Origin of the sequence: Pseudoalteromonas sp. SG44-17, from assembly GCF_014164235.1 — a bacterium.
Taxonomy (GTDB): Bacteria; Pseudomonadota; Gammaproteobacteria; order Enterobacterales; family Alteromonadaceae; genus Pseudoalteromonas; species Pseudoalteromonas rhizosphaerae.
Map to the genome: position 1 here is coordinate 1 of NZ_JACJEV010000001.1, position 25,085 is coordinate 25,085.

A 25,085-nucleotide genomic window follows, 5' to 3' on the forward strand; every position below is an offset into this window, starting at 1 on the left:
ACAGTGATGAAAAGTAGCCGTATAAAATGAAAAAAAAGCAGGCAATGGCAGCTTAATTATTGAAAGATCTTGTTAGCACCTGGCACCTAACACCTAGCACAGAGCGCCTAGAACCTAGCACCAAGCACCTAGATACGCCAAGGATTACTGGCATTAGAGCGTTGTTTACGCGTCCGTGCACGATCGTTGGCTGCGTTTGTAGGTTGAATACGTTTTGCGTGACTAAGGCTTAACTCGCATGGTTCACCCGGTTTATGATCTTCAGGAATAACGCGGTCACGTGGTGGTAGTTCATATTGAACATCATCGGGTTTAGGAAGATTTTTTAATCTATAAAGATAAAAGTTTTCAACTTTATCTTGTGCCCACTGGGTTTTACGCAAAAATTTAACTGCAGATTTGATGTCAGGGTTGTTTTTAAAACAATTTAGCAGTAGATAAGCATGTAAAAGCTCCCACCCATATTGATCAACTAACTCTGATACAACTTGCTCAAGTTTAACGCCTTGTAGCGGGTTATTGCCGAATAAATCTTCATTACTCATGTTTTACACTCTTTTTCTAAAATCTAATCTCAGAATTATAATTTTTATCACGATAATTTGATACAAGAATATCAAGTCAGTTTGCTTGTGTAATTTACATTTGTTTACTTTATCGGTAATATTACCACGCTTTAATAAGCATCGGCATGACGCCACAACATTGGATGATAGATTTAAGGAATAATATACATGGGTCTTTTTAATAAAATTAAAACACAAGCTACCACTATTGGTTCAAATATCAGCGAATCAACGTCTAAACTAAGCTCTGATATGAGCACCTCAATGAAAGAGAACTCAAAGTTATCGGCGATCCGCTCTGAGATCACTTCAATAGAAGGGCAGCTAAATATTGGTTATCAAGATATTGGTAAAAAATACGTAGAAAATTTACTAGAAAACCAAGGACAAAATATCGAAAGTGCTTTGCAAGAAGCATTAAACCGTGTTGAACCGTTACTTGAGAAAAAAATTGAGCTTGAAGATGAAGCTATTGAAATTGAGAAAAAGCTAAAAGATCAAATCATCATTCAAGAAAAAGCAATTTTTCAAAAAGAATACGATCAAGAAAAAGAGAAGCTTGAAAAAGCCGTTAAACTTGATGTGATCTCTGTAGCAGAAAAAGAACAGAAATTAGCTAAAGCACGATTAAAACTTGATAATTTCGACACTATTCGTAAAGTTAAAAAACAGTATGAAATGAGTTTAATTTCAAAAGACGAATTAAACGAAAAGCTTGCTGCTTTAGGCGTGTAATGACGAAGAAATTAAAGCTTCTTTTACAAGAAGCTTTAATAATACCAATTGAGTTAAATATTTAACCATTCTAGCAGGCTAAATGAAGCGCTAACTACGTCAGTAATTTTTCAAGTAGAACAACGGCATGTCAAAATTCCTGTCTTGTTATTACTGCATTTCTATGTCGCTATAAATACTTAGTAACTTAACACGATTGGTATAACTTATTTTTACTGTTGGCAATTTACTACTACACGGCCTCGGATATTTCCGGCCATCAGCTCATCAGCCGCGTTAATAATCTGCTCTAAATTAATTTCAGTCGATATTTTATCTAAGTAGCTCTGCTCAACAAGCTCACCTAGACGTTGCCATGCTTGGATGCGGTCGACCTTTGGACGCATAACACTGTCTATGCCGATTAATGAAATACCACGCAAAATAAACGGCGCAACGGATGCAGGAAAATCCATGCCTTGTGCTAAACCGCAAGCAGTAACTACACCGCCATACTTTAAAGAAGCACAAATATTAGCAAGGGTGTGACTGCCAACTGAGTCAATGGCTGCAGCAAAACGTTCTTTTGCTAATGGCTTACCTGGATTTGATAGCTCATTTCGGTCGATCACTTCAGAGGCGCCAAGTTGTTTTAAATGTTCGCTTTGATCTACACGACCTGTTGCTGCAACTACGGTAAAACCTAGTAGATTAAGTAAATAGACGGCAAAACTACCTACACCACCGTTTGCACCCGTTACTAAAATATCACCAGAGTCGGGAGTGATGCCTTGCTTTTCAAGCGCAATAATACTGAGCATCGCGGTGTAACCGGCAGTACCAATTTGCATGGCCTGTTTAGGTGTTAACGACGTTGGGAGTGGGATCAACCAATCGCCATTAACAGCGGCTTGTTGAGCCAGCCCCCCCCAGTATTTTTCGCCAACACCAAAGCCATTTAATAATACCAACTGATCAATAGCGAACTCGCTAGAATCACTGGCTGTTACTTTACCCACTAAATCAATACCCGGCACCATAGGAAATGAGCGCACCACGGGGCCTTTTCCTGTGATAGCTAAACCATCTTTATAATTTAGGGTGCTGTAAAGCACATCTAGTTTGACAGGGAGATTGGGTAATTCGCTATTATTTAGTGTTTGTACTGACGCGGTATACTTATCGTCAGTATTATTTATAACAATGGCTTTAAATTGATTATTCATCTGGACTCCATTTAGACCGATCGTCTTTTAATTGTTATGCAAAAAGAGCAATTACTTAAGCCGTTACCTAAGCAATGCACGTAAAAACATTTCAGTATATAAAATAAGTGGCTGAGTATTTTTAGTTAGCTTGGCACGCATTACAGCACCTTCCCAGCCAATCCAAAAAAATTCACTCATTTGTGTGGTATTCACGTTGGCTGCAATAACACGCTCCTGCTGAGCTTGTGCCAGGCAAACTTGCACATGTTGTTGCCAAATCTCGTAACTGGTTAATAGTTTATTTTTAAAGTCAGCGCTGAGGTGGTTTAGTTCCTGATTTAAATTACCGACTAGACAACCGCGACTAAAATCGTACTTTTGCATACCCCTTGCTGCACTTTGGGTGAAATTGATTAGTCGCTCTAAAGGAGGGATATCGCTTGCCCCTAGATAGCGAATAAGTTTAGCAACAAAGTAATCGTTATAAGCGTCTATAACAGCTAAGCCGTAGGCATCTTTATTATTAAAGTAGTGGTAAAAAGAACCTTTTGGAACACCTACTTTTTTTAAAATAGTATCAAGTCCTGTGGCACTGAAGCCAAACTCGGTAAGTGTTTCTACCCCCGTAGCAATAAGTAATGCTTTGGTGTCGGCATTACTGCGGGCAACTTTTGGTGGGCGACCACGTCGTGGTGGATTTTGACTGTTTTTTAGCATAAACACATATTAGACCGATCGTATTTATATATGCAAGGATTAATTATTAAACAATTTAAAAAAGTGTACGTGAAATGTGGGCTAATTAAGTGCGAATAAGCCGCAGTAAAGTGGTCTGAAATAAGTTCAAAAATTAAACTTCTTTACTATTAATGAGTTGAAATAAATTTGTCATAATTACATTTTTTATAGGAACTTCATCCATAAACCGCAGTCACAATTAGAGCAGGAAACTGCGTGTTAGTGATTAGATAGTCGTAATTTTTTGTACATATATGGGTCGCACAGAAGATGGTACGACCACTTTACTTTTTTATATGTTAATTCATTTTTGCATCAGCAGCTTAGTTAAAGTCAATTTATTTAATTGCTTTTGTGATTTGAATTTAACAGTTTTATTAACTATTCATTAAATGTAGATGTCACGAACACTACAAATATATAAATATAAAAGGTGAGGATTTACCTATGAAGAGACAGAAAAGAGATCGGTTAGAAAGAGCTCATTCTCAAGGCTTTAAAGCAGGCCTCGCGGGCCGTTCAAAAGACCTATGCCCTTATCAACAAGTAGACCCAAAATCAGAGTGGTTAGGCGGTTGGCGCGAAGCGATAGAAAATCGCAATATGTATAAAACCTAATTTTTAAGTATTGAATTAAAGCAAAAACGCCGCTGTTTATGAAACAGCGGCGTTTTTGTAGCTGGGTTTTAATAAAAAATTAAAACGCGCTAGTATCTTGGAATAAACCAACTTTTAAATCTTTTGCTTCGTAGATAACGCGGCCATCTACTTCAACAGTACCATCAGCCATCCCCATGAATAATTTACGTTTAATAACGCGCTTCATGGTCAAACGGTAGGTCACTTTTTTTGCTGTTGGTAAAATTTGCCCAGTAAATTTAACTTCACCTACACCTAGCGCACGGCCAAGACCAGGACCACCAGACCAACCAAGGAAAAAGCCAACCAGTTGCCACATTGCATCTAAACCAAGACAACCTGGCATGACTGGATCACCTTTAAAGTGACAAGCAAAAAACCAAAGATCAGGGTTAATATCAAGCTCAGCAACGATTTCACCTTTACCATGCTCTCCACCGTCATCAGTGATTGAGATGATACGATCCATCATTAACATGTTGTCACTTGGTAGACGACAATTGCCTTCTCCAAACATTTCACCTTGACCACATAGGATCAAATCTTCTTTTGTATAACTATTTTTAGGTTCCATAACACTTTTCATCGCTTAGAAATTGCCACGTACTTTAGCGTACACTTGTACGCTAAACAACTCGGAGCAGTTAAAAAAATAATTTATTTGCACGAAATACCACCGCTTAGGTGAAGAACATGCTAATTACACGATTAAATCGCGCAATTACTAGCAAAAATCATTATAATTACCGTGATTTTTTAACCAGTATAAAGGAAGTTTATGATCCTTTTTGTTAACGCACTTACCGTAATTGATTTTTCTTACTTGTGTAATAAACGAGGCGCAGTTGGCGAGAGCTGGATTGTTGATTTAACCTTGCATGGCAAGTTAAATGAAGAGTCTATGGTGCTTGATTTTGGCTTAGTTAAAAAGCAAATCAAAGGCATTATCGACCAATGTATTGATCACAAGCTGGCCATTGGCAACCAAATTAACGGCCAAGTTGAAAACCATGGTGACTACACAACACTTGATTGTACTTTTGGTGATGATCACCACTTAGCAATGAGCGCGCCAAACCAAGCGTTTTGTTTAATTGATGCTGATGTTATTAATGAGCAGTCAGTTATTGAATTTTTAATTGCTACAATCATGCCGCAGTTACCAAGCAATATCGATAAAATCGAAATTGAGTTAAAGCCAGAGCATAGTAAGAGCTTTTATTATCACTATAGTCATGGCCTTAAAAAGCACGACGGTAATTGCCAGCGTATTATTCATGGTCACCGTTCGCAAATTGGTATTGCCCTTGATGGAATGGCAATGCCACGCTTACAAAAGCAATGGGCTGATAAATGGCAAGATATTTATTTAGCGACAGCAGAAGATCAAATTCAAGCGCCGCAGCTACAGCACATCAGCGCCAAAGAAAATGACCTCTGTTTTGCCTATACCGCCGCACAAGGCTATTTTGAAATGGCAATAAGTAAAGAACGGTGTGATATTTTACCCATTGATACTACGGTTGAATGTATTGCAGGTTACCTTGCTGAGCAAGTTAAAGCGCAGCATCCTGACAATGACGTAAAAGTCACAGCATACGAAGGTGTGGCCAAAGGGTCCATTTGTTATGCGTAAATTATTAGCCGTTTCGTTATTTGCTACTGTGAGCTTTTTTGCTGATGCAGTGGAGCTAAAAGGTCACTTAACCCAAGGCGGGTTAGTGACGGGTCAAATTGATGGGGTTAAGTCAGTTATTTTTAATGGCCAAGCATTAAAAACCACCGCACAAGGTGAGTTTGTATTTGGCTTTGGCCGTGATGCTGAATTAACCCATCAATTAGCCTGGGTTGATGCAGACGGTGTCAAACATCAGCAAGCGATTGAGATCACTAAACGTGATTATAAAATTGATAAAATTACTGGAGTGGCAAGTAAATATGTGTCACCGCCAAAAGCGGTAAGTGAACGTATCAGCCGCGAAGCTGTGGCAGTAAGAAATGCCCGAAAAGTTGACTCTGAGCTTAGGTATTTTTTAGATCCAGTTTACAAACCTGCACAAGGGCGTATTTCGGGTGTGTATGGTAGCCAACGCTATTTTAATGGTGAGCCTCGTCGGCCACATTTTGGTTTAGATATAGCCAACAAAACAGGCAGCCCTGTTTATGCGCCTGTCAGTGGTACCGTTGTTTTTGCTGATAACGACCTTTATTACTCTGGCGGAACTTTAATTTTAGATCATGGCCACAGTGTCACGTCTACCTACATACACTTAAGTAAGCTTGATGTAAAAGTAGGGGATACCATTAAACGCGGTGATAAAATAGCTGAAATTGGTGCGACTGGCCGTGTAACTGGCCCTCATCTGGATTGGCGTTTTAATTGGAAAGGCGAACGCCTTGATCCTGCACTTATGATGTTAGATAAATTAGCAAACCAAAAGTAGAGAACATGACAACTCAAGTAAACCGTGAAGAAATAATTGCTCAGCGTATTAAAGACTCAACGACTTCGGTCACAAAAACAGTATTTCCTGGGCGCACTAATCACCACAATACCTTGTTTGGTGGTGATGCATTGGCATGGATGGACGAAGTTGCATTTATTGCTGCAACGCGCTTTTGCCGTAAACCATTGGTAACCATTTCATCAGATAGAGTTGATTTTAAAGAAGCTATTCCAGCTGGAACCTTCGCTGAATTGATCTCAAAAGTTGTGCATGTAGGCAATACAAGTTTAAGAGTAGACGTTGAAATATTCTTAGAAACAATGCACAGGGATGATAAACACTCGGCAATTACTGGCAGTTTTACATTCGTTGCGGTCGATGACAATCACAGACCTACGCCGGTTGTATGCGATAAGATGATTTATGGTTTTTAAACCGAGTTGTTAAGTTAAGAAAGCACTTTTATGGTGCTTTCTTAACTTAATAAAAAGAACACATCATACTATTTTGCACTGTTATATATCTTTAGCATCTGCGTTAAAAAAATAATTTAGTAACCAAGTAGGGGGCTTAATCTATTCTCTACTTGGTTACTCACATTTAAGGTATTAAAGCACCATAGCGGCTATCCAGCCAAATATTAGCAATGGAATATTAAAGTGGATAAAAGTAGGCACAACTGAATCCCAGATATGATCATGCTGACCGTCAGCGTTTAAGCCGGAAGTTGGTCCTAAGGTTGAATCGGAAGCAGGGGAGCCAGCATCGCCTAAAGCACCTGCGGTTCCCACTAAAGCTGCGGTTGCCATCATTGAAAAGTTAAGCTCTAAGCACAGTGGCACAAACAAGGTTGCTATTATTGGCACTGTGGAAAATGAGCTGCCAATCCCCATGGTGATCATTAAACCAACTAATAAAATTAGTGCAGCTGCCAAAGGTTTGTTGCCATCAATAATCAATGCGGCGCTTTGTACCAAGCTAGTCACATCGCCTGTCGCTTTCATTACAGAGGCAAACCCTTGAGCTGAGATCATTATAAATCCAATCATTGCCATCATTGCTACGCCTTTACTAAATACGTCGCTATTTTGCTCCCACTTAACTACGCCAAACAAACTAAAAATCATCACCCCAACTAAGCCACCTAAAATCATTGAACCACTGACATTTTGTGCTGCTAAAGAGGCTAATACCGCTGTAATACCGACTAACAATACTTTTTTAGGTTGTTCTACAACCACATTAGTTGCGTGCTCTTGATGTTCATCATGCTGATAATCCCGATGTTTTCTATAACTGATAAACACCGCTACAATTAATCCAACTAACATGCCACAGGCAGGAATGATCATCGCCATAGGTACTTGGGTATTAATGATTTCTAAGCCATTTTCCACTAAGTTTTTATGTAAAATCGAGTATAAATAAATTCCACCAAAGCCATAGGGTAAAACCATATATGAGGTTGCTAGACCAAACGTTAAAATACAGGCAATAGCACGTCTGTCTAACCTTAGTTTATTAAATATAACCAGTAGCGGGGGGATCAAAATTGGTATAAAAGCTATATGAACTGGGACTAGGTTCTGCGATGAAATTGCACACACTAAAATTATCAGTAAAATAAAATAGCTTAAATTTGTTTCGCTATTACTACTATTGTTATTTACTTTAGCGAGTAGTTTTGCAGCTAAAATGCGCGTTAAGCCTGATTTTGAAATCGCAACAGCGAATGCGCCTAGCATTGCATAGCTTAGAGCGATCTCAGCTCCGCCAGAGAGGCCTGCGTTAAATGCGTTTAGGGTATCGTTTAAGCTAAGTCCGGCGGTTAAACCGGCGACTAAAGCACTTAAAGTCATAGCAACAATTACATTAACGCGGGCTAAAGTAAGGCCAAGCATTAAAATAACGCCAATCACGACTGCATTCATAGAGTTCTCTTAGTTGTTGTTTTAATTAATTTTACCAGATTTTTACTGTGTTTTTTACGATAAGCGCTAAATATTAGCTGGCGATAACGCACATCGGAGTATAATTGCGCAAATTGCATGATATATGTCCGCTTGTTAGGCAGCTGTTGAGCTGCATATGCTAAAAATTGCAGCGGCGTTTGATTTGACGGTGCAGAAATACCTTGCTTATTACACCAACGCACAACAGTAAGGTAGTCTTTTGCGAGTGAATGCGCTGGCGATTCTGGCTTTTTAGGCCAAGACAAATACACAAAGTAACAAATAAAGGCTAAACATACGGTTGCTATCACCATCAGTGAAATTTGCCAAAGCTGTTTATTACCGAATAATTCTTTTAGCAGGGAAGATTGCTTTTGCTGGTCAAAACCTAACACCCAATTTGTCCATTGATAATCAAGATTTTCAAGCTTAAGCCTTAACCAGTTAATACCAGCAATATTACTCAATCGTAATAAGCCAAAACTCAAGTTGCTTGTAAATTCGCTATTCAGCTGCAAGTGCTGTGATAAAGATCCGTTTAATCGTTCAGGTGAAACAACCGCAGTTGCATCAAAAATTTGCCAACCTTTATTTTTTATAAATACTTCAACCCATGCATGGGCATCATATTGATAGACGCTCATATAACTATTTTGTTGATTATACTCACCACCTAAGTACCCCGAAACAACGCGGGCAGGAATACCAACACTTCTAAACATAAATGCAGCTGTGCTGGCATAATGGCCACAAAAACCACGTTTATTAGCAAATAAAAACTGGTCAAGGGTGTTGTTACCGGTAATTGGATCCGGCGTTAAGGTATAGCTAAAGTTATTATTGGCAAAGTAGTCATACAGTGCTGAATAAAAAGCCTGATCATTGTTATTATGTTGTTCATATAGACGTTTAGCTAAAGACTGCGACTGTAAATTAGTCTCTTTAGCTAAACTAAGCTGCACGTTTTGATAGTGTGCAGAGCGAGAGAGTTCAGCCAAGCTAAAAGCATAACTCTGGGCTGTATAGCTAATACTATTAGCTAAAAAACGTTTCCGCAGTAGTAATCCATTGCTGGTTGTTTTTACATCTTGATGGGCCGAGTCGGCAAACTGTAAACCATAAAGCCAAGGCTTAGCGCCAGGCTCTGCAAAAATTTGATAACTATATAATGGTTCACCACGTTCAGCTGAGGTGATTTGGTCAATTACTTGTTGGCTTTTTAAAATGTCCGATATTAACCAGCGTTTCCCATCAAACTCATCATGTATAATCGCTCGCCAGTAATAGGGGGAAGATGGCTTTTGCTGATCAAATTTAGCTCGAAATACTAACTCATCTGAATTAGACAGTTTGGCTATATCAAATGGATCAACACTTTCTGACAAACCGGTTTTAGCGAGTTTTGGCCCCGGTAATTGCCAAAATGCGGGAAGTTTCGGTAACAATAATAATAAAAATATCGCTAAAGGTAGTGCTAGCAACAAAAGTTTGCAGCTGTCTTTAGCTGCAATTTTTAAACTATGTTTAGATTCAATCAGCGCTAAAAGCGCAAAATTTAAAATATATAGCATGCTAATTACTAGCGTAGCAAATAAGCTCTGAGAAAATAGATATACTGTTGAGAGACTAAAAAAACTTAACAAAATGATAGTTTGATAATGCTTTTTTGTATTGGCTTGCAGTAATTTAAATAAGCTAGAGAGGATCAGCATCGCAACAAATAAAGTCACCGTATCGCTAAAACCTACGTCATAAAACAAGATCAATAGACTCAAACCGGCCAAAGTATTTGCTAATATGGCATTGGGTTTATTTCTTTTCAATAAGGTAACGGCTAGATTCCAAATACACAAACTAGCTAATAATGTATTAAATAGAGGAGGTAACTCAGTAAAAATAAAACTCAGCACTAAAATATAAACAATAGATAACGACAAATTGATCGCGGATAAATTATCAGTGACTTTCATTTTCATCCTTTGCAAAACGGCTTAGTGCTTCTAAACACTGTTTACAATGTTCTTTGGTATCACTGATCGCGTATAGTCCTGCTTCTAATTGCAGGCCATAACTAACGCCTTGTGAGTAAGCCTGAGTGACTAAATAGCTTAATTGTTGTAGGCGGGATTCGGTATTTCCTTGTAACTGATTAAAATCAAAAACAACACTTTGGGCTGAATAATTTACAAACTCTTTTACCATTAATTGCTGAGTTTTTGCGTAATGTTTCCATGATATTCGTTTCATATTCATACCAGTTTGATGAATATTTAAACCATCAAATTCATCACTACCATGGCTGTTTTTATGCAGGCCATCATCAGTGTTGTGGTTATTTTGCAAACTAGCTTCATGCAATGGTTTGAGTTGTTGCGGGTAGACAAATACCGTATGTGCTAATTGCATGTAGCTCCATACTGATACTAATCCAAACGGGTACTTGCTGATTATTTTTAATCGGCGCAAGGGGTATTCACCACGTTCTTTTAATCCTAAATCTAAATTAACTATTTGCTTTTGACTGGTTATTTCATCAACGGTTGTGAGGGTTTTATTTTCATAAATAAACTGCAATGATTGACATTTTTTTTCGGTTTTTAGTTGCAGCTCTAATAATGCAGAGCAGGGAGCATAGCTAGCTATATGATTTTTATAATCAATTTTTAATCCTTTAAGATTGCTATAACCCATAAGTAGCGAAAATATCATTACGACAAGCATTAAATAAGCCATCGCTAAAATCAGATTATTCTGATAATTAATGCCTAATATAAAATTAAGCATAGTAACCACTAAAAAGCTCACGCCCAATTTTGATGGCAAAACATATATTGTGTTATGCGTTAAGGTAAGATGTTCGGTATTATGTTTATTTCTTACTAATAGCTTGAATACCTTAGCTTTAAACTGAAACCAAAAAGTAGGGCGCTTTCCTGTTTTATTGTTCATACCTTAAAGTGGCACATCAACAGTATTTATTAATTGTTTGATCTGTTGTGAGCTAACATCATGCTGCAGACCTAAACGATGTTCGCTAACACTAGCAAAAATAGTTTGCACATCATCAGGGGTAACAAAGTCACGACCATCAATAAACGCCCATGCTTTCGCGGCTTTGCCAACTGCAATACTGGCCCGTGGAGATAACGCATTAGCAAATTGGCTGTTATTTCGGGTAGCAGATACAAGCGCCAAAATATAATCAACAACTGGTTCACTTAACATAACAGCACTTACTTTATTTTGTATTTCAATTAATTGTTGTGTATCGATACGTACAGGTAAGTGTGCATAATCACGATTATGTTGGCCTAAAATGAGTTTACGTTCAGCTTCTTTAGGTGGAAAACCCAAACTAATACGCATAAAAAAACGGTCTAATTGAGATTCAGGTAAAGGATAAGTACCTGATTGATATAAAGGGTTTTGAGTTGCTATAACAAAAAATGGTGTTGGTAGGGCATGTTTATCACCATCCATAGTAACTTGGTTTTCTTCCATTGCCTCTAATAAAGCGCTTTGTGTTTTTGGACCTGCGCGATTTATTTCGTCCGCTAAAACAACTTGACTGAAGATAGGCCCTTTATGAAAAGTAAATTTATGCTCATTGGCATTAAAAATACTTGAGCCCAGTATGTCGGAGGGTAATAAATCACTGGTAAATTGTACTCGTTGATACGACAAACCTAATACCGCAGCAAGTGCATGCGATAAAGTGGTTTTACCCATACCTGGCAAATCTTCAATTAATAAATGACCTTGGCTAAATAAGCAGGTTAACGCGAGTTTTATTTGTTGCTGTTTGCCAAAAATAACCTGGGATAAATCATCAATGATCGCTTGTACGGTCTGTTGCATAGTAACCTTGTAGGTTGATAAATTACATTAAATAAGTTCGAGGCGTTTCATCACAGTATCAACTTTTTTAGCATTAAATGGTTTTGCAATAAAACCTTTAGCACCTAGTTCCCAAGTATTTTGAACATTTTCGAGGCTGTTATGGCCAGAGCACATGACAACATGTGTATGTGGGTAATTGTCATTTAAGTATTCAAGAATTTCTGTACCATCGGTATCGGGCAGTTCAATATCGAGAAAGATAACATTCGGGGATTTTTCATCAATCAACGTTTTAGCTGATTCAAAATCTCTGCTTTCAAGAATATCTTCAAAACCTAACTCAGTTAAGATCTGATTTAAGTAGTCACGTATATCTTGAACATCATCAATTATTAGGATTGGTTCTAACGGGCGCACAAATTCCATATTGTTTACTTCTTGTGATACAGCTTAAATTGTATTTTTAATACTATGCTAAGCGATAATGAAGCTCAAGAAAGATACTCGAATTAAACTGTATTATTGAAATAAATCATCACTAAGTCCGATACCGTCTAGTATTGGACTTAGCGGGTGGTTCTAGGTGTGTATTTGCAGAGGTTCGCATTAATATATTTAACAACCTATAATTTATATTATGTTAAATAGAGTGAGTTTTATAAGTAACAACCTAATTACCGTGATTAATAAACGCTATTTTCCCTATTTGCATGCAAATTTAGATTAAATCAGTTACACCAATTTCAAACACCTAACTCACACATAACTAATTGTTAATGGCTGGTTGTTTAACTTTGACTCTAAACGCACTTTAAAAGCTGTTTTATATTAGCTGACTTTGAGCACTGCTCATTTACACACAAATATAATGAGCTGCCGATGTTTAAACTTTACCGGCAGCTATGATGGTATTTAACCCTGGCCTAGCTCTGCCGTGATCATAAAATCTTGGTACGATATTTTTACTTGGTTGCCTATATAAGCAAACGTATTTGGTTTTTGAACAGCGTTCATTAGTTCGTGTACTTGCTCAATTGCCAGTTGGCCAGTTAAGAACTTTTCAACTTGAGTGCAGCTAACTGTAACAGCGCTACTATATATAGGTGCGTTTTTACGTGACATTCCGTTTAGTATATTCACAGGCAAGTGCCCTAGCGTTAATTGCTAGCTATCTGGTATCGACTTTTTAAGCGCTAACTTTGCTGCTGTTACTTAAATTTCAACCATACTTACTAATCATTTTTAACTTTACATAATTATATTTGTAAACCATGTTTATATTAGTTACTAATGTAAAGGAGTACGATATGAAACTTATTTCTATTATTGCTGTTACATCTATACTTTGTGGTTGCAGTACATACTTTAAAAAATCCTATATATCTATTGCCGATAAAAATGAACAAACTGTTGGTACGCTCTTTGTTTGGGAGCCAGATACCAGTGCTGCAGTTATCTTAAACGATCCAGATGGAACAATTAGAGCTTGCATGCAAACTGCATTAGCTATTAAAACAACCGATAGCAAAGGTGAAGCAACTATTTCAGAAGCTATTTTGAACTTGTCCAAAACTGCCGCAAGTGTCTCAACTAGTCAAGGCACTAGTTCTGAAAAAGCGCTTGCGCTGGCTGAGTTATCTGGTTCAATTAAGCAAACTGCAAATATTTTAACAACAACTACTGAACGAACTGCTTTTTTGAACATGGGATTATTTTATATTTGCCAACTATCTGCAAATAAATCAATATCTGAATCTACAACTCTACAATTAACATCTGAGCTTATTAAACAAACCGTTACAATGCACAATAAAGAATAAAAATTTTGAGTTTCAGCCAGTTAATATCATTTTTAAAAGTAATAAAATCATATTAACGGTAACCCCCTACTCCGGCCACTATTGGATTGTTTCTGCATTAACTAAATACCAATAGAATAACCTGCAGATGCGAGTTTGTCTGAAAATTTCATTTAAAAGTCTTTATGCTCATCATGAGTGATATAGCTCCAAACTAATGCCGTATTCAATATTCGTGATAGTTATTTACATAGAGTGACTAATAATGGTCTTTATTTCTTCAAATATCATTTTTTCAGAAGTCATGCTAAATTAATTCTATGCAAAATTTTTTGCTAAATAACATTATCGATAATATCGATGATGTTGACTTCGGTATTTTAGAAAAAGTAAAAAGAAAAGTTAGCAGTAAATAATGATAAAGGTTTACTACATGTAGCTATTGTATTCACATACATAAGAACACTCCGTGTTGTGGACAATTGTTAGTATGTACCTTAAAAAATATTCACTGGAACTTTATTTATGCATTTTGGCAGTTGAAATAGATGAAGTTAATAAAACTAGCTCAGAACTTCTCCAACTAATATTAGTGATTAGTAGCTAACACTTTGGTTGAAAAAGTTTTAGAGAAATTACTTTATAAAAAATTGCCTACAAGACGTGAACTTCTGATGTGCAAAAGTTACAACAATACTGACTCAAAAGCTTTTGACTGTCATGAGTGAGGTATTTGTTGATACTGTTGCAGATGGATCTTTGTCTATGGCGTAAAAAAGGATATTAATATGCTTAAAAATACATTTAAAATTGCAACTTTACTGTGTGCAACATTAACGATTTGTAATGTTGCAGCCCTTGCTCCTCAAGCTGATCGTGCAGTTATTCAATATATGAGTGCAGATATTTTACTACCAGATAATTCATTGCTTAATGTTGATATGAGCTTTGATTGTGGTAGTGACTTTTCTAAAACGGCGATGATTATAACCAGTGATGCAGGTGCGCATTTACTTGCTACTGCATTTGCAAGTATGTACGGCAACGCAGCAGGTGATCAGGTTTTGCATAGTTGGAACACTAAAGTAAATGAAGCTGACCCTCGAAAGCCTACATTTCTAGTTGTAACTCCTCCTGAAAATGCTCATGAAAATTGGTATAAAAGTACTATATCAAAAGGGGTTAAAAAAACGTTAAATTATCAAGCGGAATCATTAACATCTGAACGTTCTGATGATTTAAACGTAGAGTTACCAATTGTAAAGCCATATTGTGGTTCTAGAGATCACAGGCCAACATCGGCACAATAATGGTCACTAGGAAATGTGTAAGCCAATTTGATTGGTAATAATAATAAAATGGACACCATTATGAACAAGTTACTATTTTTAATCTTCTTTATGTTGAGTAGCACTTATTGTTTTGCATTTAACATGCAGCATTTGAATGCCGCTACCCAAGATAATAACAAGAATATTTATTTTTCTTCACATGATGGTGTCTATCGTTTCGATGGTAGTCATTACCTAAACCTTTCGAGTATCTCTATTTTACCTAAGCGCTGGACAAGTGATGTTATCTTTCAATCACCAGGTTATTTGTATATAGCCTATAAAGATAAAGAGGTGTGGCAATTTAATCTAAATACGCTTGAAGCCGTTAAACTTAGTGATATCGCAGCTAGAAAGCTGGCAGTAAATAATACATATTTATTTATGTTAGCTAGAGAGCAATTAACGTTACTTGATCTAGAAACATTTGAAGTTACTGAGCCGCTTGGTAAAAAAGATAAGATGTTTGATGTATCTGCCTCAGCCAACCATGGGTACATTATGGCAAATGACGGTGTCTACGTGATTAATAATAGGAGTGTACGATTAATTGATGACACACATGTTAGTGACGGAGAGCTAGTTGCTACACCTTACGGAGTGATTTATTTTTTAAATGATCATATGACATCATATTCATACCTGAATGACATAAAAATTTTTAATGACGACATTACAAGTGCAAGACATCTGCGCTTTTCACCTCCATATTTTTTGTATTATGTAGACCGTGGCTCTATAAACCAAGCTGAAATAACACAACTATCAGTGTTACAAAAAGGCATAAACTCCCATCCTCAAGCATATAAAGACTTGTTTGTTGATGATGAACAAAATTTATGGGCATTAGATGTTAATAGCTTTGAGGTCGTTTCATCTAAGGTCAGACTCGATCGTCTTTCAATTGCTTCGATTTACAATGTGATCGCAACAGTAAATGGTAAAACCTGGATAGGCTCTGATAACGGGCTTTATATTTACTCTGACGGTCACTATTCTGCTCTTAACAATTTGAATCAGCAAATCTCAAAACTTGGTTTTTCTGTCACTGCATTACAGCAAGAAGGTGACACGCTGTTCGTTACTACTAATTTAGGTGCATATGCTATTAACTTGACTACACAGCTTGTTACTCAGTTCTTTAAAGGTTATGTAATTAACTTAGCAGTTATTAATAAACAGATTTACTTATCCACAAATGATGAGGGAGTTCAAATATTTGATTTAGCCCTTTCGCAACTCGATTCAGGGTATATCAATAAATTTCTATCGCATAAGACTGCTTGGGCAACTAAAAACCTTGGAGGTATACTCTATATTGCTAATGAAAAGGGGTTGATATCTTTTAATCAACGGGGTGATGCCTCGATTGAACTTGAAAAATATGCACCTATCGCAGATATTCAATTGTTAGGTAATACACTTTATGCTGCAACTTACGGCAGCGGTTTATTTAGAAAAATTAACGGTCAGTGGGAATCTATTGTAAGCCCGCTATATATTAATGAGCTACATTCATTGAGCCAAGAGCTCTATTTATCTACTAACCATGGTATTCACAAGTTTAGTATGGATGATGCTTACACTAATCTTTTAGAAGGTACAGGAGATCATTCTTTTACACCAAATGGAATATTAAGTATTAGTGATAAAATTGTTGCGGTTAGCAACCAAGGCGTAATAAGAGTTGAAAGAAAAAAGCAAGAAACTATACCAAATAGTCGTATTAGTTATATAAGAACAAACACTAAAACGTACTTAAATCCAGAAACGTTAAAAGTGAATAACTCTGGCTGGCTTGATATAGCTTTGACTAATTATAGCTACACGCTTAGCGATCACATTAATTATCAATACCGCTTAAATATGAGTGAATGGCATGATATCCCTACCCCATTAATACAATTAAATAAGCTAAACCCTGATAATTACACATTAGAATATAGAAGCAAAGTTAATGGAGGTATGTGGAGTAAGCCACAGTCTTTCAATTTTTTTGTAAGTGGGCCTTGGTATAGCTCAAATAGTGCTTTGTGGTTTTATGCTTTAATACTAATTAGCTTATTTTTAGGTGTTGCTAGCTTTGTATTCTTTTGGTTGCAGAGTTTTCACCGTGTTTTTAAGTCACATCAAAAGCAATTACAGCGTGAAGGGCTAAGTGTTGCTGCTATAAACTTAGCAAACGGCATAGATTTATGTGGCGGAGATCAAATAATGGTATGTAAAGGCCTTGATAAACTTAAAAAAGCACATGAAATTTTAAGCCCTATTGCTAATAGCCATGCAAGCCTTGGGCAGAACGACTTGGCTACAGCGATTGATATGCTACATATTAAATGTTTATCAAGGGATGGTATTGAGTCGGAATTCAATATCACGCTTGGTAATGAAGTTCTTACTAAACAATTACAGTGTGATATTTATGCGGTGTTATACCATGCTGTTGAGAATATATTTAAACATGCAAGTGCAACTAAAATAACAGTTCACTTAAATAAGATCGGTAACAAGTTAATATTGCAGGTACTAGATAACGGTAAAGGCCTATCAATGTTTACCCGCTCTATAAATTTTGGCCTAGGTTATTACGTGATGAATAGTATTGCAAAAGAATATAAACTGCCTATCAAGCGAAGCTCTAGCAGCAAAGGGACTAAGGTAGTAGCCCAATTTCCAGTGATCTTACAACCCAAAAAAATTCAAAAAAGTGAGTTACATACAAGCAAATATCAGCCAAATTAATGGCTGAACATATGGCAGCTGTTGCTGCTCAGCGGTTATACACTTCAACGTGCACTATCAAGCGCTGATCTGATTAATGCAGCGCCGCAGTAAATGGGATGTTTTTACATATTTCAGCTTCAGCGATAAGAATTTCTTCTAATCGCGAATCGACCTCATTTTTATCAAAATATTCATAAGCCAGCTCGACAAATAAGTTTTTATGTTTTTCTTCTGATTTAGCTATTGCCACATAAAAATCTTTTTCTTTGCCGATTGGTAATGCTTGTGCAACTAAAGAGAAACGCTCGTGTCCCCTCGCCTCAATTACGGCACCTACTAATAATCTATCCATTAAAAACTCGTCGCGGCCATTTCTAAAAATCGCGCGAATTTTTTTTACGTACGGATCTTTTTGGTCGTTACCTAAGTTAACATCACGATCAAGCAATAGCTTTAATACTTGTTTAAAGTGGATCATTTCTTCCAGTGCTAAATCGGTCATTGCTTTTACAAGCTTGCGGCGATCTGGATAATGCGACAACATCGACATAGCCATACCGGACGCTTTTTTTTCTGCAGCGGCATGATCTTGTAAAAAGGTGTCAAAGTCTGCCATCACAGCTTCGGTCCATGCAAATGGAGTGTGGTATTTTAATTCGAACATAAATATTTTACCTAAAAACTAATGGCGAGATTTTAACGCAATTGAACTACAAAATCTTGTTACAGCAATAATTTTTAATTACCTTGAGTAGTTACTTCTTATCAAGATGTTGGGTATAGATATTTATCGATTTTACCATTTGCTGTTGATGCAACTTTTAGTGGATGTTTTATTGCATTCCAAGCTGTTACCTTGCCGCCAATATTCATTTTTTCAAACTTTGTCAGTTCAGTTTGTAATTGCAAAAAATCACAAAGCTGATTAAAACTGTTTGGATGGGCTATATCTATTGATAAAAAGTCAGCTGCTCGCTTAGCAAAATAGTTATGTGCAGCACTTTTGTGTTGCTCATAGCATTGTTGTAAATAGGCATCATTGTGTAACTCATTAATAGAAAAACTACCAAAGGTATGCAGATAACAACGCTTAATATGTGGGTTAAAACCCCCATCCTCTCGCATTAAGTTGGTGTGCATTCTCAGTAATAATTGGCGAATTGAAGGCAGCCACTTTTCTGCTTCCCGCTCTAAATAGATAAATTTAGCACCTGGATAAAGTGAATCTAAATATTCGTAATCATTAAAAATTGGTGTGTCAGCAATCACTTGCGCTTGGTTAAAACATTGCTTGGTATAGGCTGTATGGGCACAACTAAAACCAAGTTGTAAAAATGCATGGCATACACTGGTTGTGCCCGTACGAGGTAGGCCAATTATAAAGATTTTAGTTATTGGATTCATAATGACTTGTGGAACTGAATGCTTTTTTCTGGAGTAAACCATAATGCACTGTTGTTAATAGGAGTTAAGTGAGGAAGATGTGTATTTTCTAATTTTATAATCATTTTTTCTTGTAATTTTGCGCTTGCAATAATTTCAGCGAAGTGGCGATTAAATAATTTATCAAACTCACCATTTTGATGTGCTTTTTCTAGACCAATTTTAATTGCATTATGTAAATCATCGCGCTGCGAGTTAACAAAAAAGTAGATCGCTGCTGGATAATTAAAAACGACATTAGGCACCGTAGTAATGTGATCGCTTGCATCAAGCTGCTTTAATTCCCAATCAACTTCTAAAATTGAGCGAGGAAATGCATCCCCACGTCCTTTAACAAGCATATTAAATAAGGAGTCATAACTTGTTGATGTTGAAACTTGAAAACCGTTATCGCTTAGAATTACCGTGTCTGGCCAGTCATGTCCTTGAATAAAATAAAGCTTTTTAAGTTCAGATGGCATTTTTACGGCTGTAAATAATGAAAGTTTGTCTTCAGTAGTAAGTAGTAAACGCCAACCATATAAACCTTTATAAATTGGAATTCTAATAGGCTTAAACAACTGCTCTCTTTCTATACTTGTCATTGACCATACTACATTAACCAGCTCACCGTGTTCTAGCTCTTTTAAAGAACGGCTTTGTACCATTTTTATCGATGATTGTAAGGTATACGCTTGGCCACTATATTTTAGTGCAAGTTTGAGTAACTCTAGCGGATACCAATTATCTAGTTCGTATTCACGCTCTGGCTTAGGATAAATAACATTCAGTGTTTGACGCGGATCATTATGATCAACAGCTGCACTAACAGGGTTTACTATCAATGATGTAGAAAGTGCAAGCCATGTACAAAACATTTAGAAAAAACGACCGAGCAGTAACGCAATTGCACTTAACGCGAGGGTTGCAAAGGTTGATAGCATGCCTATAACTCTAAGTTTTAAGGTATTATCATTAATCGCAATGCTGTGGCATACGCGACCAAATACTAATAAAGTCCCTAAAAGATGGCAATAATGACTGCTTAAACCTTGGTACTCTGCTAAAAAAATAAGGATCAGCGCGAAAGGTACGTATTCAATAAAATTACCATGAGCTCGCGTTGCTCTCAGTAGTTGTTGGTTATCGTTAGTACCTAATGATATTTGATTTGCTTTTCGCACTTTTACAACATTTATACTTAAATAAATATACATAAAAGCTAATATGGCTGCGTAGAAAGATATGATCACAATAAACCTAATTTTTATCTAATAGTTTATAAGAACTTGTGTATTGCCAAGTCCCCCTAATAATTCGTATTACTATACAACTATTGTTATTTAAATAACAAATGATAATCAACCTCAGAAAACAACATCACTTATTTTAACCTTTGTATGGTCTTGCTACTGAGATTAATAGAATGACCTTATACAATGCCCTCTCAATGACGTCTATTATTTAGACGATTTCGTCGCATATCAAGCAATAAGCTAATATTGTAGTCAAGACGCTCAATGCGGTCCGTAAAATTAAAGTTACAACATCTTGCTGCTTGCTATTAGGAGTCCATATACTAAGTAAGTTTTAAGCCTCCAGCTAATAAAACATGCATATATTGGAAACGTTATTATTAATAATTAGACGTAAAACAAAGTTTGTTGTTAAGCTTACTGCATAAATTAGCTGTTGTTGGTACAACAACTAAGTCATCTTAAGGTTTCATATATGTTCACTCCGCGAAAAATTGCCGATAATTACCGAGAATTAGTCAGTAGTATCGGTTTCTATCCATCGTTATTATCAGTGATATTTTTATTGTTTGCTGTACTTGTAACAACTACAGAGTATACGTCTTTTGTTATGGAGCTTAAATCGCTGCTTGAGGTACTATTGGTTGATAGCGAAGAAAATGCACGAACGATTCTAAGTACATTAACGGGTAGTATTATTTCGCTAACTGTTTTTAGTTTTTCTATGGTTATGGTGGTACTTAATAGTGCCAGCGCAAGTCTATCACCAAGAGTATTACCGGGGCTTATAACGCGTAAATCACATCAACTTGTTTTGGGCTTTTATCTCGGCAGTATTATTTTTTCAATCGTTATGCTGATCAACATCCGGACTATGGATAATGGTGAAATAGGAATTCCTTCATTGGGCATACTTTTTTCACTTGTTTTTGGCCTGATATCGTTAGGCTTTTTTGTATTTTTCATCCATTCAATTTCAAGGGCTATTCAAGTCGATAACGTATTAAACGACTTATATAAGAATACTAAAAATGAATTGAAATCGATTATTAGCATGCAAAAAGATAACCCTATCGATGTATTTCCTAACTTTGACGATTGGTCTAGTATTTCAAGTAAAACTGAAGGTTACTTTAAAGGCGTCAATAGCGATAAACTATGTGCCCTTTGCCAACAACATGATATAAAAATTTATGTTGTAGTTAAGCAGGGTTTTTTTACTGTTGAAGGCTATCCGTTTTTAAAATGTAATCATGATTTATCTGATAACGAGCAACTCCTTGAAGATTTACTTAATTGCTTTATTTTTTATATCGAAGAATATGTAAGTGACAATTATCGATTTGGAATGACACAGATCTCAGAGATTGCAGTGAAAGCGATGAGCCCGGGTATTAACGATCCAGGTACTGCGGTAAAGGCGATCGATATGCTCAGTATTTTACTCATTGATCGATTAAGCATTTATAACGTTAATTACTCTTTAAAACATAGTGATGATAAACAGCCACTGTTATATTTCCATGAAACATCATTTGATGAATTATTGCATGATAACTTCACGCCAATCCGCAACTATGCAAAAAGTGATGGTTATGTGATGAATAATGTACTCGAAGCGTTCAAAAACATTTTGTTCAGAACCCACCAGAACAGTAAAGCAGCGCAGAGTCTATTTACTTATTTAGATGCTATTATCGATGATGTAAATGAGAATATTAGTAATCAGTATGATCGCGACCAAATAATTAATATGCTTAATGCTATCGCGAGAATCTCCCCTGAAATGGGAGATAAATTGGTGGCGAAATTTCGCCACCAATGAGTTGGCTGTTAATTTTTAATTAGATAAATAGCGTAACTGTCTGCCGAAATTGTGATTTCGCCGGCATGATAGGCATCAGGGACGAAACTGCCAGAATTACTGTCTGACAACATGGTTTTTTCAGCACGCATATAAGGTTGAGCTGATACGTTCATAGGGGCATTTGAAGCACTATACAAACCTTTGAGTTCTACGTCATAATCAGCAGCAAATTCTTTTGCCGCTGATTTAGCATCTGCAATTGCCATTTTTTGCACTTTCTTTTGCAATGACTCAAAACGACTCGATGTGAACTCAGTTTGGTTTATTTCATTAATGCCTGCGTTCACTAAACTTTGCAGCAGTAATGGATATTTTGTTACATCCGTCAGTGTGAGTGAAAGTGTGCGACTAACCCGGTAACCAATAAAGTCTTGCTTACCTGTTTCACGGTTGTATTGATTTTCTCGGTTAATTGAGATTTGTGAACCATAAATACTTTTTTCATCAATCCCCTGCTGCTTTGCTAATTTAATCGCTTTAGCCATAGTTTGATCAGCTTTTTGTTTAGCGCTCATCAAGTCCTTATCAACTTCAACAATTGCAACGCCTAACTTTACATTATCGGCAATAGTGGAGATTTGCGCTTGGCCTTGAATGTAAATGTGTGGGGCATCTGGTGTACTGGCTGCAAATACATTGAAACTTAGAGTCGCGGCTAACAATGGTAAATAACGCATACATATCCTTAATAGTTTTAATAACGTTATTAGATACCGTACGCGGTTAATTTAAAATGAACAAGCATAAAAAAACAGGCCGAAGCCTGTTTCTAGATAATTTACTAGTTAATCAGCAGTGATCACTTAGATACTACAACGTTTGTAATTACGGTATTTTGGTAACCAGTAATTTCTGTCAATTGCCGCCCATAACATATCATCGCTGATCTCAAGTGCAGCCCCCTCTTCGATGGCTTTTTTAGCCACACCAAAAGCAATGCGTTTACTCAGTGTTTCAATTTCTGTTAGTGCAGGTAATAAACTCCCTTTACCGGTATTAGCTCGAGGTGATGATTCTGCCAATATTTCACTCGACACCATGAGCATTGCATCAGTAATACGGGTGGCCTTCGCCGCAATGACACCTAAACCAATACCAGGGAAAATATAGCTGTTATTACATTGTGGGATTACAAATGTTTCACCGTCATAAACAACCGGTGCAAATGGGCTGCCAGTTGCAACAATCGCTTTGCCTTGTGTCCAATTGATCACATCTTCCGGCAGTGCTTCAACTTGCTTAGATGGATTACTTAACGGGAAAATAACGGGCTGTTCGCATCCATTATGCATGGCGCGAATAACTTGCTCAGTAAATAAACCAGGTTGCCCTGATACACCAATGAGAATATCAGGAGCTGTGCAGTGCATCACATCTAGCAATGACGCGTATTCACCGCTGTATGTCCAATCAGCTAATTTATCTGTAGGTTGGGCAAGTGCTTGCTGGAAGTCGCGCAGTCCTTCCATACCTTGAGTTAACAAACCAAAACGATCAACCATGAAAACTTGGCTGCGGGCTTGTTCGTCAGAAATACCTTCCGACACCATTTGCGTAATGATTTGCTCGGCAATACCACAACCTGCGGAGCCTGCACCTACAAACACTACTTTTTGTTCTGATAATTGTGCATTCTTCACTCGACATGCAGCAAGCAACGAACCAACTGTAACCGCCGCTGTGCCTTGAATATCATCATTAAAACTACAAATTTCATCACGGTAGCGTTTTAATAAAGGCATTGCATTAGGTTGTGCAAAGTCTTCAAATTGTAATAACACATTTGGCCAACGACGCTTAACGGCTTTAATAAATAGATCTAAAAATTCATCGTATTCATCTTGTGCAATACGTTTATGGCGAGCACCCATATACATAGGATCGTTTAATAACTTTTCGTTATTCGTTCCTACATCAAGCATAACCGGTAGCGTATAGGCTGGGCTTATGCCACCACAGGCGGTATAAAGTGATAGCTTACCAATTGGAATGCCCATGCCACCAATACCTTGGTCGCCTAAACCAAGAATACGTTCACCATCGGTGACAACGATAACCTTTACTTTGCCTTTGGTCGCATTACGTAAAATATCATCGATTTGATAACGGTCTTCATAAGAGATAAATAAACCGCGCGCGCTGCGATAAATGTCTGAGAATTTTTCACAGGCATCACCCACGGTTGGGGTGTAGATAATAGGCAACATTTCTTCAAGATGGTCACGCACTAAACGATAGTAAAGTGTTTCGTTGTTATCTTGGATGGCGCGTAAATAAATGTGTTTATTTAGGTTGTCTTTAAAACTTGAATATTGTTGATAACAACGTTCAACCTGCTCTTCAATCGTTTCATAGCGAGGAGGCAGTAATCCCGCAAGGTTGAAACTTTCACGCTCTTTTTGAGTAAATGCACTGCCTTTATTTAAGAGTGGCGTTTCGATCAGACCTGGGCCTGAGTGATGAATATAAAGATAATTTGGGTCAGTATTTGTAGTCATAAGTCCAAGCTTAACGAAGTCTTTAAGTTACGATCTGTCATTATTACTGTTGAATATTAAAAAGCAATGATATTCAATCTTGTC

At 36.9% G+C, this 25,085-nt stretch carries 25 protein-coding genes; 9 read left to right on the top strand and 16 right to left on the bottom strand.

All coding sequences use genetic code 11. The features are described from left to right. Nucleotides 1–128: 128 nt before the first annotated feature. Nucleotides 129–545, bottom strand: a complete 417-nt coding sequence (locus H5182_RS00005; protein ID WP_182759273.1) for a VF530 family DNA-binding protein — start codon at nt 543–545, stop codon at nt 129–131. Between the two features lie 189 nt (nt 546–734). Here H5182_RS00005 and H5182_RS00010 point away from each other — a divergent pair, with 189 nt between their 5' ends. Further along, nucleotides 735–1,301 (top strand): hypothetical protein, encoded by a 567-nt coding sequence (locus tag H5182_RS00010; RefSeq protein ID WP_149981103.1) that lies wholly within the window; start codon nt 735–737, stop codon nt 1,299–1,301. Nucleotides 1,302–1,513: 212 nt separating this feature from the next. On the opposite strand, the gene H5182_RS00015 is transcribed toward H5182_RS00010, so the two are convergent. After that, complete coding sequence (locus tag H5182_RS00015; RefSeq protein ID WP_182759274.1) at nt 1,514–2,506, bottom strand: MDR family oxidoreductase; 993 nt, start codon at nt 2,504–2,506, stop codon at nt 1,514–1,516. Between the two features lie 63 nt (nt 2,507–2,569). Beyond that, the gene (locus H5182_RS00020; protein WP_145233944.1) at nt 2,570–3,205 is read right to left on the bottom strand and encodes a TetR/AcrR family transcriptional regulator; all 636 of its coding nucleotides are present in this window, start codon (nt 3,203–3,205) and stop codon (nt 2,570–2,572) included. Nucleotides 3,206–3,673: 468 nt separating this feature from the next. On the opposite strand from H5182_RS00020, the gene rmf reads away from it, so the two are divergent. Beyond that, complete coding sequence (gene rmf / locus H5182_RS00025; RefSeq protein ID WP_016707188.1) at nt 3,674–3,844, top strand: ribosome modulation factor; 171 nt, start codon at nt 3,674–3,676, stop codon at nt 3,842–3,844. Nucleotides 3,845–3,923: 79 nt separating this feature from the next. On the opposite strand, the gene fabA is transcribed toward rmf, so the two are convergent. Beyond that, nucleotides 3,924–4,439 carry a bifunctional 3-hydroxydecanoyl-ACP dehydratase/trans-2-decenoyl-ACP isomerase gene (fabA, locus tag H5182_RS00030; RefSeq protein WP_145233946.1) on the bottom strand — a complete coding sequence of 172 codons (516 nt, stop codon included), beginning with the start codon at nt 4,437–4,439 and terminating at the stop codon, nt 3,924–3,926. Between the two features lie 204 nt (nt 4,440–4,643). Here fabA and H5182_RS00035 point away from each other — a divergent pair, with 204 nt between their 5' ends. The 3 genes from H5182_RS00035 to H5182_RS00045 are packed head-to-tail and all read left to right on the top strand — an operon-like array spanning nt 4,644 to nt 6,746. Further along, nucleotides 4,644–5,501, top strand: a complete 858-nt coding sequence (locus H5182_RS00035; RefSeq protein ID WP_149981106.1) for a 6-carboxytetrahydropterin synthase — start codon at nt 4,644–4,646, stop codon at nt 5,499–5,501. Next, nucleotides 5,494–6,309 carry a M23 family metallopeptidase gene (locus H5182_RS00040; RefSeq protein ID WP_182759275.1) on the top strand — a complete coding sequence of 272 codons (816 nt, stop codon included), beginning with the start codon at nt 5,494–5,496 and terminating at the stop codon, nt 6,307–6,309. The genes H5182_RS00035 and H5182_RS00040 overlap by 8 nt, the downstream gene beginning before the upstream one ends. A gap of 5 nt (nt 6,310–6,314) precedes the next feature. Then, nucleotides 6,315–6,746: an acyl-CoA thioesterase gene (locus H5182_RS00045; protein ID WP_064666260.1), complete on the top strand. Its 432-nt coding sequence runs from the start codon at nt 6,315–6,317 to the stop codon at nt 6,744–6,746. A 174-nt stretch (nt 6,747–6,920) separates the two neighbouring features. On the opposite strand, the gene H5182_RS00050 is transcribed toward H5182_RS00045, so the two are convergent. The 6 genes from H5182_RS00050 to H5182_RS00075 form a co-directional block, all read right to left on the bottom strand. After that, nucleotides 6,921–8,243 carry a Na+/H+ antiporter family protein gene (locus tag H5182_RS00050; protein ID WP_145233952.1) on the bottom strand — a complete coding sequence of 441 codons (1,323 nt, stop codon included), beginning with the start codon at nt 8,241–8,243 and terminating at the stop codon, nt 6,921–6,923. Continuing rightward, nucleotides 8,240–10,234: a DUF3488 and transglutaminase-like domain-containing protein gene (locus H5182_RS00055; protein ID WP_182759276.1), complete on the bottom strand. Its 1,995-nt coding sequence runs from the start codon at nt 10,232–10,234 to the stop codon at nt 8,240–8,242. The genes H5182_RS00050 and H5182_RS00055 overlap by 4 nt, the downstream gene beginning before the upstream one ends. After that, nucleotides 10,221–11,048: a DUF58 domain-containing protein gene (locus H5182_RS00060; RefSeq protein WP_182718843.1), complete on the bottom strand. Its 828-nt coding sequence runs from the start codon at nt 11,046–11,048 to the stop codon at nt 10,221–10,223. The genes H5182_RS00055 and H5182_RS00060 overlap by 14 nt, the downstream gene beginning before the upstream one ends. 168 nt (nt 11,049–11,216) lie before the next feature. Next, nucleotides 11,217–12,122 (bottom strand): MoxR family ATPase, encoded by a 906-nt coding sequence (locus H5182_RS00065; RefSeq protein ID WP_182732067.1) that lies wholly within the window; start codon nt 12,120–12,122, stop codon nt 11,217–11,219. A 27-nt stretch (nt 12,123–12,149) separates the two neighbouring features. Further along, on the bottom strand, nt 12,150–12,530 hold the full coding sequence (locus tag H5182_RS00070) for a response regulator (protein ID WP_145233960.1): 381 nt from the start codon (nt 12,528–12,530) through the stop codon (nt 12,150–12,152). Nucleotides 12,531–13,016: 486 nt separating this feature from the next. Further along, nucleotides 13,017–13,244 (bottom strand): hypothetical protein, encoded by a 228-nt coding sequence (locus tag H5182_RS00075; protein WP_259398192.1) that lies wholly within the window; start codon nt 13,242–13,244, stop codon nt 13,017–13,019. A 167-nt stretch (nt 13,245–13,411) separates the two neighbouring features. Here H5182_RS00075 and H5182_RS00080 point away from each other — a divergent pair, with 167 nt between their 5' ends. From H5182_RS00080 to H5182_RS00090, 3 genes are all read left to right on the top strand, one after another. Then, entirely contained in the window at nt 13,412–13,924 is a 513-nt protein-coding gene (locus H5182_RS00080) for a hypothetical protein (protein WP_182732068.1), read from the top strand. Between the two features lie 767 nt (nt 13,925–14,691). Continuing rightward, the gene (locus tag H5182_RS00085; RefSeq protein ID WP_182732069.1) at nt 14,692–15,213 is read left to right on the top strand and encodes a hypothetical protein; all 522 of its coding nucleotides are present in this window, start codon (nt 14,692–14,694) and stop codon (nt 15,211–15,213) included. A 60-nt stretch (nt 15,214–15,273) separates the two neighbouring features. Continuing rightward, complete coding sequence (locus H5182_RS00090) at nt 15,274–17,976, top strand: ATP-binding protein (protein ID WP_182759277.1); 2,703 nt, start codon at nt 15,274–15,276, stop codon at nt 17,974–17,976. A gap of 73 nt (nt 17,977–18,049) precedes the next feature. On the opposite strand, the gene H5182_RS00095 is transcribed toward H5182_RS00090, so the two are convergent. From H5182_RS00095 to H5182_RS00110, 4 genes are all read right to left on the bottom strand, one after another. Continuing rightward, nucleotides 18,050–18,622: a tRNA-(ms[2]io[6]A)-hydroxylase gene (locus tag H5182_RS00095; protein WP_145233370.1), complete on the bottom strand. Its 573-nt coding sequence runs from the start codon at nt 18,620–18,622 to the stop codon at nt 18,050–18,052. A gap of 101 nt (nt 18,623–18,723) precedes the next feature. After that, entirely contained in the window at nt 18,724–19,353 is a 630-nt protein-coding gene (locus H5182_RS00100; protein ID WP_182732097.1) for a sulfotransferase family protein, read from the bottom strand. A 5-nt stretch (nt 19,354–19,358) separates the two neighbouring features. Further along, nucleotides 19,359–20,258, bottom strand: coding sequence for a transporter substrate-binding domain-containing protein (locus H5182_RS00105; RefSeq protein ID WP_145233366.1), 900 nt, complete (start codon nt 20,256–20,258; stop codon nt 19,359–19,361). Beyond that, on the bottom strand, nt 20,259–20,633 hold the full coding sequence (locus tag H5182_RS00110) for an MAPEG family protein (protein WP_145233364.1): 375 nt from the start codon (nt 20,631–20,633) through the stop codon (nt 20,259–20,261). Nucleotides 20,634–21,111: 478 nt separating this feature from the next. On the opposite strand from H5182_RS00110, the gene H5182_RS00115 reads away from it, so the two are divergent. Beyond that, nucleotides 21,112–22,461, top strand: a complete 1,350-nt coding sequence (locus H5182_RS00115) for a DUF2254 domain-containing protein (protein ID WP_145233363.1) — start codon at nt 21,112–21,114, stop codon at nt 22,459–22,461. A gap of 8 nt (nt 22,462–22,469) precedes the next feature. Here the strand turns inward: H5182_RS00115 and H5182_RS00120 are convergent, their stop codons facing one another. Then, complete coding sequence (locus H5182_RS00120; protein ID WP_182732073.1) at nt 22,470–23,180, bottom strand: SIMPL domain-containing protein; 711 nt, start codon at nt 23,178–23,180, stop codon at nt 22,470–22,472. Nucleotides 23,181–23,306: 126 nt separating this feature from the next. Then, nucleotides 23,307–25,001 carry an NAD-dependent malic enzyme gene (locus tag H5182_RS00125; protein ID WP_182759278.1) on the bottom strand — a complete coding sequence of 565 codons (1,695 nt, stop codon included), beginning with the start codon at nt 24,999–25,001 and terminating at the stop codon, nt 23,307–23,309. Nucleotides 25,002–25,085: the final 84 nt, after the last annotated feature.